At 40.1% G+C, this 7,116-nt stretch carries 5 protein-coding genes; all 5 read right to left on the reverse strand.

Annotated features, from left to right (window positions below):
- On the reverse strand, window positions 1-3,464 hold a 3,464-nt coding region (locus Q0296_RS08080), incomplete at its 3' end, for a diguanylate cyclase (protein ID WP_298039135.1).
- Between the two features lie 119 nt (window positions 3,465-3,583).
- The gene (locus tag Q0296_RS08085; protein ID WP_298039137.1) at window positions 3,584-4,213 is read right to left on the reverse strand and encodes an NAD(P)H-dependent oxidoreductase; all 630 of its coding nucleotides are present in this window, start codon (window positions 4,211-4,213) and stop codon (window positions 3,584-3,586) included.
- A gap of 95 nt (window positions 4,214-4,308) precedes the next feature.
- The gene (gene selD / locus Q0296_RS08090) at window positions 4,309-5,328 is read right to left on the reverse strand and encodes a selenide, water dikinase SelD (protein ID WP_298039143.1); all 1,020 of its coding nucleotides are present in this window, start codon (window positions 5,326-5,328) and stop codon (window positions 4,309-4,311) included.
- Complete coding sequence (gene yedF / locus Q0296_RS08095; RefSeq protein ID WP_298039140.1) at window positions 5,328-5,930, reverse strand: sulfurtransferase-like selenium metabolism protein YedF; 603 nt, start codon at window positions 5,928-5,930, stop codon at window positions 5,328-5,330. Before yedF ends, selD begins: the two co-directional genes overlap by 1 nt.
- A 146-nt stretch (window positions 5,931-6,076) precedes the next feature.
- Window positions 6,077-7,024 (reverse strand): formate dehydrogenase subunit gamma, encoded by a 948-nt coding sequence (locus tag Q0296_RS08100; protein WP_021092159.1) that lies wholly within the window; start codon window positions 7,022-7,024, stop codon window positions 6,077-6,079.
- Window positions 7,025-7,116 lie beyond the last annotated feature (92 nt).

Genomic DNA, 7,116 nt, shown 5'->3' on the forward strand with positions numbered 1-7,116 from the left:
GAGGCAAAGTCATCAAGCGAGAAGTGTATGCCAAGCTCTTTATACTTTCTAACATAAATTTCTAAAACTTCTAAATTTGTAGCTGTTGCAGCGTCGATAACATCGATGATAAGCCCAGTTGGATCAAGGCTTTTATCCTCATCAAATATCGCTTTAAATTTATGCCAAAACTCCTCTGTAAAGAGCTTTTTAACGCTTAAATTTACGCGAACCTTTGCGCTTATGCCATTTTCTAGCCACATTTTTCTTGCTAAAAGCGCCTCTTTTATCGTAAATAAAGCGATATTGCTCGATGCGCTACTTGTCTTTATAAGTGGTAAAAAGTCGCTTGGATAGATGATCTCGCCATCTTTTCTCCATCTAATAAGCGCTTCAAAACTTAAAGTCTCGCCCGTGCTAAAGCTGATCTCTGGTTGAAATTCTAAAAACATCTCGCCAGCGTCAAGCGCTTTTAAAATTTTTGAGCCATCTTCGTATTGGCTCTTAAAATAGACATCTTTTTTCGCATCAAATGTATAGCTTCTGTTTTTGCCACTTATCTTGGCTTGATACATCGCCCAGTCGGCTCTTTGCAGCACGTCATCAGCTCCAAGCTCAGGCTCAGCCAGCGCTATGCCGATGCTTGCACTAGTTTTTAGGCTGATCTCATTTATAACGACAGCTTGCGATGATATCCTTAGTATATTTTCAACGATCTCATATACCTCGCCTAAATTTTCATAGTTTATAACGCCTACAAACTCGTCTCCACCTATCCTTGCAAAGATATTTTTTGTTAAAAATAGAGCGCTTATCTTCTCTGCGATAGTGATTAAAAATTTATCGCCGATCTGGTGACCAAAGTTGTCATTTATCCCCTTAAAATCGTCCATATCAAGGTAGATAACGGCTATTTTTTGATCATTTTTTTGTATTAGCGAATTTAGCTTGTTGTAGAGTAAAAATCTATTTGGTAGCTTGGTGAGCGGGTCGTGATATGCGATATATTCGAGGTATTTTTCGTTTTGCTGCTCGTTGTTTGAAGGCATCGAGAGCATGAGATAGCCGTTTTTGCTCTCATCGGCATTTATGAGCGGTAAAATTTCTATCATCTCAAGCTTGCTTTTGCCCTTGGCGTCCTCGCTCCAGACCTTGCCTTTCCACGAGCCTTCGCGGTTTATGACCTCGATGATCTGATATTTTATATCGCTTAAGCCTTGTTTTATAAGGGTGATATCTTTTAGATAAATTTCATCTTTTTTGCTTTGAGTGCTAAAAAATGCGTCGTTTGCGTCGATCACTCTTAGCTCCTCGTCAAGCAAGATGATCTCCTCTTTGCTAAATGAGAAAATTTTAGCCAGCAAGTCTTGATAGATAAAGAAATTTTCCTCTAAGCTTTGATCTTTTAAGACGCCTTTTATCAGGCTTACCTCGCCAAATTCGTCGCTTTCAAGGGCTTTTGCTCGCAGTCTGAAGAGTGCTACCTCTTTATCTGCACTATAAAATTTAACATCGCCAACATAGCTGTTGCCATCTCTTAAGCTCTCAAAAAAGTTGTAAAAACTATCAAATTCATCGACCAAGATAGATCTGGTTTGCTCGAAATTTAGCGTGCTTTGCGTACCTAAAAATTTAGCCAGCTCGTCTGAAATGCTAAGCAGATCATTTCTCTTATCCCACGAGAAGATATTTGCCTCGCCTGCCCAAAGCAGTGCTTTGTTCTCTTTTGCCTGCCTGTCAAAATTCTCCTGAAGCTTTAGCATGTCGCTAAGGTCGGTAAATGAGTATATGATCTTTTGCTCGTCCCCATCGACAAATTTAGCTATTACTTTAAATGGTATTTTCTTGCCGTAGGCGTTTAGCATATTGACGATGATATTTAGCCCGTCGTTTTTGAAATTTGTTTGTATAAAGGCCTTTTTGGCTGCTTGCATGGCCGCTTTAAAGCTCTCTATGTCCTCACTCGCGATGATATGCTCTAAATTTATGAGGCTCTCATTTTGGATGTTAAAAACTCTCTCTATATTATTTGTGCTTTGAGTTATCAAGAGTGGCTCATCAAGGGTGGCCACTGCGATGACGTTTGGAGAAAATAGTACGTAGCTTTTGACGATCTCGTCATTTCTTTGCGTGATCTTTTCTTGAGTGATATCTTTTACAACGATAAAATTTACTCTTGTGTTTTCTAGCTCAAAGCTACTCTCAATCACTGAAACATCGACTATATCGCCATTTTTGCGTTTTAGCTTTGCTTCATAGGCTAGGCCGTTTTTTATCGCATTTTGCCTATCTCTAACAAGGCTCTTAAACTCGCCATAAAGCAGCTCTTTGACGTTTAAATTTAATACTTCGTCTCTTTTGTAGCCAAGAGTTTCTAAAAGAGCGTTGCTAATGTCTGTTATAACGCCAGTATATGCGTCAAACACGACGATCTTTAAAAAGCTCTTTTCAAAGACGTAGCCAAATCTATGCTCGTAGCTTTGCGCCACTTCGTAGGCCTTGTCGGTTTTGTCGTAGAGTGCTTTTATGCTGTTGTTTAGCGATATAAACTCACTTATCTCAAAGTCATCTCCAGCCTCTTTGCTCTTGTCTGTGGCAAAAAGGGTGATCTTTTTAAACGGAGATAAAAATTTATCTTTGACGTATCTGTTATCAAGCATCCAAAATATACTAAATGCAACAAAACATATAAACGAAAGCGCTATAAAAAGAAGCTGCAGGAATATCTCAAGCTGCTTGTTAGAGCCAGTGATGATAAATAATTTTTGCTCTTCTAGGTAGCTGATCTTGTAAAAATTCATATCCTTTAGTATAAAAATGATCTTGTCTTCTTTAAACTCGCCACCTTGCGAGATATACTTATCAAAGTCCTCTTTTACAAATTTTTTATAAAACTCATCTCTTGAGAGGTTGCCGTCTTTGTCAACCAAAAAGACATATGCGCCAAGCTTTTTATTGTAGCCTGTATCGACTCTGTTTTTTAAAAGATTTTGACTTAGTTGAGCGAGAATTTTATTGCCATTTTTTAGGCCATAAGCTATGTAGATATCTTTAAATCGCTTATTTTTGTAAAATCTATCAGAGAGCCTAAACTCGCCCGCTTTAATATCTGAAAACCATGCGATATCGTAGTCGTGTAGCTCTAAAGCACTGTCAAATTTACGCTCGTAAAGCAAAGAGTTATCTTTTGATATCACGTAAAAAGCGGCGTAGAATTTACTTATAATAGTATTTTCATAAAACGGCTCTATGCCGTTTGCAATGAGTCTTGCCTTTGTAGATATGTTATCTTTTACATCTGAAAATGCGTTGATGATATTGTTTCTAGTGATTAAATTTAGAGTGGAAATTTCATACTTAATGTTGTTTATGCCAGCAAATATGACAAAGAGTGCAAGAAAGATGAAGGCAAAAAGAAGTAGTGCTATCTTTACATAGAACCTCTTAAAAATCTGCAAAACTGGTTTAGCGCTATTTTTTTGCATTAAATTTAAGCCTCGCTTTTTAAAACTAGCCATGATTTTAACGCAAATTTACTTTTTTTAGCTTATAAAATCTCTTTTTGTTTAAATTTAAATAGACACAGGGCGTTTTGCCCCGTGAGTTAGTAGATCCAAGTAACTACTTCAGATCTTTGTCTGCGGTATTTTTCAGGCTGTGGGTTTAGGCGGTAGCCAAATGGCACTACGATAGCCACTCTTTGCTCGCTCTCATCAAGCCCTAAAATTTCATTTAAAGCGTGCCTATCAAAGCCTTCGATCGGGCAGCTGTCGATCCCAAGGCTCGCGGCTGCGTTCATCATATTTGTCGCAGCTATCATGCACTGCTCGTGTGACCACTGAAATGTTAGCTCATCGTCGTTTTTGAAATTTGATAGCAAAAAGTCGTTGTAAAATTTCTGTCTCGCAGCGATCATCTCAGGCTCTTTATCTGCGCGTCTAGCGATCATTTTATCGATATAGCTACTGCCAACCTTTATCTCTTTGATCTTTGCCAAGACGACCACCAAATGCGAGCAAGAGGTGATCTGCACTTGGTTCCACGAAACGGCTTTTATCTTTTCTCTAAGCTCCTTGTTTTGTACGACTAAAAAGTCCCACTGCTCAAGGCCAGTCGAGCTTGGGCTTAGTCTGCCAGCCTCTAGGATAAAGTCAAATTCGCCAGCACTTATCTTTTTGCTCTCATCAAAAATTTTGCAAGCGTGACGAAATTTTAAAATTTCAAGATAGTTCATCATATCTCCTTTGTTAAATTTTTGAAATTATAGAGCGGTTAGGTAAATTAAAGGGAATTTAGTAGCCGGCGCGAAAGCTGGCATGTAGTTTAAATTTATCTAAGAGTTATTTCAAACTCATTTTTTCTTGTAGCCATGCCAACGATCGCTGAGTGCTCATATCCAGCCTCTTTTAGGCGAGCAAGAGCCAAATTTGCATCATTTTCGCCAACAGCTAGCAAAAGTCCGCCAGAAGTTTGCGCGTCAAAGAGCACGATATCAGCCTCTTTGCTCACAAAATGCTTTGCAAATTCGCGGTTTTTATAGCTTCCCTCTGGGATGATGCCCATGTCGGCAAACCCTTTTGCACTTGCGATGATAGGCACGTTTTGCTCGTAAATTTCAAAGCTAATCTCTTCGTTCAACATCTCGCTTAAATGCCCCAAAAAGCCAAATCCAGTCACATCGGTGGCTGCGTAGACTTTGATACCTTCAAGCGCTTTTACGGCGTAGGAATTTAGCTGAGCCATTATGGTTGCGACCTCGTTTATTTGGGCTATGCTTAGTAGATCGGCTTTGATCGCAGTGCTTAAGATGCCGCTACCAAGGGGCTTTGTGAGGATGAGGACATTGCCCGGCTTTGCGGTGTTGTTTGCCCAGAAATATTGCGGACTCACCTTGCCAGTGACGCTTAGTCCGTAGTACATCTGCTGCGTTTCTATCGTATGCCCGCCAACGATGATACCGCCGCACTCTTTTACTTTGCTAGCTCCGCCTTGCAAAATTTCGCCCAAAATTTCAGGTGCAAGGTTGCAGCTGTCAAAGCCCACGATATTTAGGGCGTTTATCACCTCGCCACCCATAGCAAAGACGTCGCTTAGGCTATTTGCCGCAGCGATCTGGCCGTAGATAAATGGGTCATTGACTACTGGCGTTATAAAGTCAAGCGTCTGAACGAGTGCGAGATCTTCTGAGAGCTTAAAAACGCTCGCGTCCTCGTTTGAACCGGTGCTTGAGAGCAGGTTTGGATGAGATAAATTTAAACTACTAATCGTTTTGTGTAGACCCGACGGGTCAAGCTTAGCAGCTCAGCCGGCGGCTTTAACGAACTGCGTAAGCTTTTTGTCGTGGTAGATCATAGTTTGATCTGCTCGTGAGTTGAGAGTATATCGATAATCTCATAAGCGTTTGAAATTTCGCCGATAGCAAGGTCGCTTACTAGTTTATAAGCCTCCAAGCAGCTTCCGCAGCTCAAAATTTGCACGCCAGCGGCCTCTAGGTCTTTGAGTGGCTTAAAGCTTGGGTGTGAACGATCTGTTGTCATTTTAACGGCGTTGTTTACGCAGATGATGAACTTTGGTTTTTTCTCTACTTGTAAAAAAGCGCCAAGGAATTTAGAGAGCAAATTCACGCCTACATCGCCGCTTCCTGCGCGTTCGTCGTTTAGATAGAGCACTTTTTCGCTTTTTGGCGTGATATCGCAGACAAATTCGTCAAAATTTGTAAGCTCAAGTGCACTTTTGCCTTTTATTGCCAAAATTCTAGTCTCTTTTTCACCACTTTCTAGGCTAAATTCTATATTTTGATTTTTCAAAAATCTCGAGATATTTTCTTTTGGCGCCAAAGCATTTACGATGATCTCTAAGCTTTCGCCCTCGTTTAAGCCCTCAAGCGCATTTTTAGTCATGATGACTGGTTTTGGGCACTCTAAATTTCTGCAATCAATTGTTCTTGTCATTGTTTTTCCTTTGTGATTAGTATTTCAAACCTTGAAACTGATTTTGGATTATAGCTAAAAAATATTAATTTTTTAAAAGGATTTGTGCTGTGAAATTTGTTATAAAAGAGAGTTTGACCCTGCGTAAGTCGCAAGGTCAAGATTGATTATTTTAAATTTGTGTAAGATTTTTCGTAGTCAGATACTGGGATCTTGTTTTCCTTAACAAGCTCTTGATACCAGTAGTGGTGAAGTACATAAACCTCTTCTTCTTCTTTGTATCCAGTGACCATTGACCAGATAGCGCCATGTATAGCGATCGCAGCCATATAGATATGAACTAGGAAAAATACCGCACAGACGATGCCAAGGCAGTTGTGGATAACTACGCTATATCTTAAAAGATCGATTTGAGAGATACCAAACCAACTAGCAACTGCAGGCTCTTTAATATCCATGAAATACATGATCGCACCAGTGATGATCATCACGATACCACCAGGGATAGCGATCCAGTACCATGCCTTTTGACCAGCGTTAAATTTACCAGCAGGGACTGGTTTTTTCTTCTTTGATAGATAACCACCAACTATCATCATCCATCTGATGTCATAAACAGCTGGAAGCATTCTGATAGTCCAAGCAAATAGCATAGGAAGCACAGAAATAGCAAATATAATAGTCGCTATATCGTGCAAGTATCTACAGAAACGCACAAATGTGCCACCGCCAAGCTCTGCACCCCACATGATGATGATGCCAGTTGGCACTAAGATGATCCAAGAGATCGCAGCTAAGCCGTGAGCTATACGTTCGATCAGTGAAAACGCAAATACTTTTTTGCCATCGTGACTAAAGTGTTTTGGTCCGATGATCAAGAAGTGTAGCACGAACGCGCCGATAACAGCTAAAATGATAGAAAGTGCAGCTATCGCGAAGTAGTCGTTGCCTTGTATAAAAGTAAATATCGGGCCCCAGCCATGCTCATAAGGCTTGATATTTTCTATCCTCTGTGCTGCCCAAATGGTGCTGTCAAATTGATTGACGCCAGTTGGTCCTTCAATGGCCATTGCCGCAACGGACAATGTAAAAAGTAGAGTAAGAATTCTCGTCATTTTATTCCTTTATTTGCTAAAGCTTAAATGATTTAAGCTTTGGTTAAATATGCTAAAATCACACAGCTATGCCGTTTTGTGGCTATTATATC

It is taken from the genome of uncultured Campylobacter sp., assembly GCF_937890585.1.
Lineage (GTDB): Bacteria > Campylobacterota > Campylobacteria > Campylobacterales > Campylobacteraceae > Campylobacter_A.

Excerpts from the sequence above, each read along its gene's own strand:
- Q0296_RS08085 (WP_298039137.1), bottom strand. The coding sequence starts at position 4,213 with ATGAACTATCTTGAAATTTTAAAATTTCGTCACGCTTGCAAAATTTTT.
- yedF (WP_298039140.1), bottom strand. The coding sequence starts at position 5,930 with ATGACAAGAACAATTGATTGCAGAAATTTAGAGTGCCCAAAACCAGTC.
- Q0296_RS08100 (WP_021092159.1), bottom strand. The coding sequence starts at position 7,024 with ATGACGAGAATTCTTACTCTACTTTTTACATTGTCCGTTGCGGCAATG.